The 1380-nt window shown below is 64.4% G+C and carries 2 protein-coding genes; both read right to left on the bottom strand.

The genetic code is table 11. The annotated features are described in order from the left end of the window. The coding region (gene tssG / locus EOA22_RS33665; RefSeq protein WP_127390617.1) for a type VI secretion system baseplate subunit TssG at positions 1–588 on the bottom strand (588 nt) is incomplete at its 3' end. After that, positions 552–1380: type VI secretion system baseplate subunit TssF (locus tag EOA22_RS33660; RefSeq protein WP_206521480.1), on the bottom strand; the 829-nt coding region annotated here is incomplete at its 5' end. The genes tssG and EOA22_RS33660, both read right to left, overlap by 37 nt.

The following is a 1380-nucleotide window of genomic DNA, read 5'->3' as shown; positions in this document are numbered from 1 at the left end:
ATTGGCCAGCGAAGCCGCCTGCCGAAGCTTCACCGTATCGAGATGGGGGTCCTGCGTGCCGGGAAGTCCGATCCCGGCCATGGCTTCAAGCATGGCGCGAACGCGCCCGCCGACCGCGCGTTCGGCCTGCACGGCCGGGTGCGCATCCGCCCACGCCCGATAGTAGAGGGCGATCATACGGTGCTGCAGAATGTTGACGAAGTCGACGAACGTCGTGTCGCTAGTCAGTTGTGCCTCGGCGCCGGCGAACCAGCGTTGCGAGAGCCGGTCGAGCACCCAGCGCGTCAGATGCAGCGGCATTGGACCCTCGGGTCCCAGCAGACCAAAATTTGCCACCGTGACCCGGGCCGGTGCCGCATCGCGGGCTTCGCGGAACACAACCAGGTCCCGTGCGGAAAAGGCGAGGCGCACATGCTGGCCGAGCCGTGCCGGCTCACGGTCGGGACGGCCGGAATGGCCGAACAGACCGTTCCGTTGTTCGAGGCGGCGCAGCAGTTCGAAAAAGTCGAACGTCTCGGACAGACCTTCGGCCCTGTTCGGGCCGGGCTTGTCTAGATCAGGTAGCGATTGCCGGGCGTCATCGGCCATGGCACATCCTCCTGCTTCTGCAGCAGCCGCGTGCGAGTTCGCACGAAGCCGTTTATCCCGGCGTGACGAGCAAACAACCGCGCCAGCAAGGCCGAAAGCAGCAAGGTACTTTGGCCGGCCAGGACCGATTGATCAACATGCAACGTGACTTCGGTACCGCGTCCAAAGCACATCGGTCCATCGATTTGCAGACGTTCGATGACCGGCTGCGAGTCGATACGCACGATCGAATGCACATTTCGGGCAAGGCTTGGATCGCCGCGATCGGCATAAAGGTCGAGTAGCGCATGCAGGGGATCGATGCCGCGGCCTTCTTTGGCAAGACTGAGAAAGTTGAGCGCGAGCTGCGCCACCAGCCGCCAGGCGAGATCATCGGCCCGCGATTCCCCGTCGGCCCCAGCAGGCAGTGCCGCAGGAATAGCTGGCTGCGGCGCACGCAAGGCGCCAAGAAGCCTCACGGTTTCGACCGGGTCGCCGGCCTCTAACGTCAACGTCGGATTGTCATCGAGGATCGGCAGATCACGATTGGTGCAAAGCGCCATCACGTCGAGCCGCTTCAGCGGCCGGGTCGCCGGCCTTACGAGCGGCCGGGACACGGCCAGGAAAACGTCATCCCCGGTATAGGACGTTCGCGTCAGACCTTCGCGGCGCTCCTCCTCCATCGCGCGGCGAGGGCGCCTTTCGGTCGAATAGACCCAACCACTACCGCGGTTCTGACCCAGGCTGAAGAGCTCGGGGATTTCGGCGTCGTTGCCTTCCGTGTCGGCGTCCTCGACGCGGATGACCCGGTAG

It is taken from the genome of Mesorhizobium sp. M7A.F.Ca.US.014.04.1.1, from assembly GCF_003998745.1.
Classification (GTDB): domain Bacteria; phylum Pseudomonadota; class Alphaproteobacteria; order Rhizobiales; family Rhizobiaceae; genus Mesorhizobium; species Mesorhizobium ciceri.
Note: the sequence above shows the minus strand (reverse complement) of the source record. Positions and strands in the feature narration are given on the sequence as shown.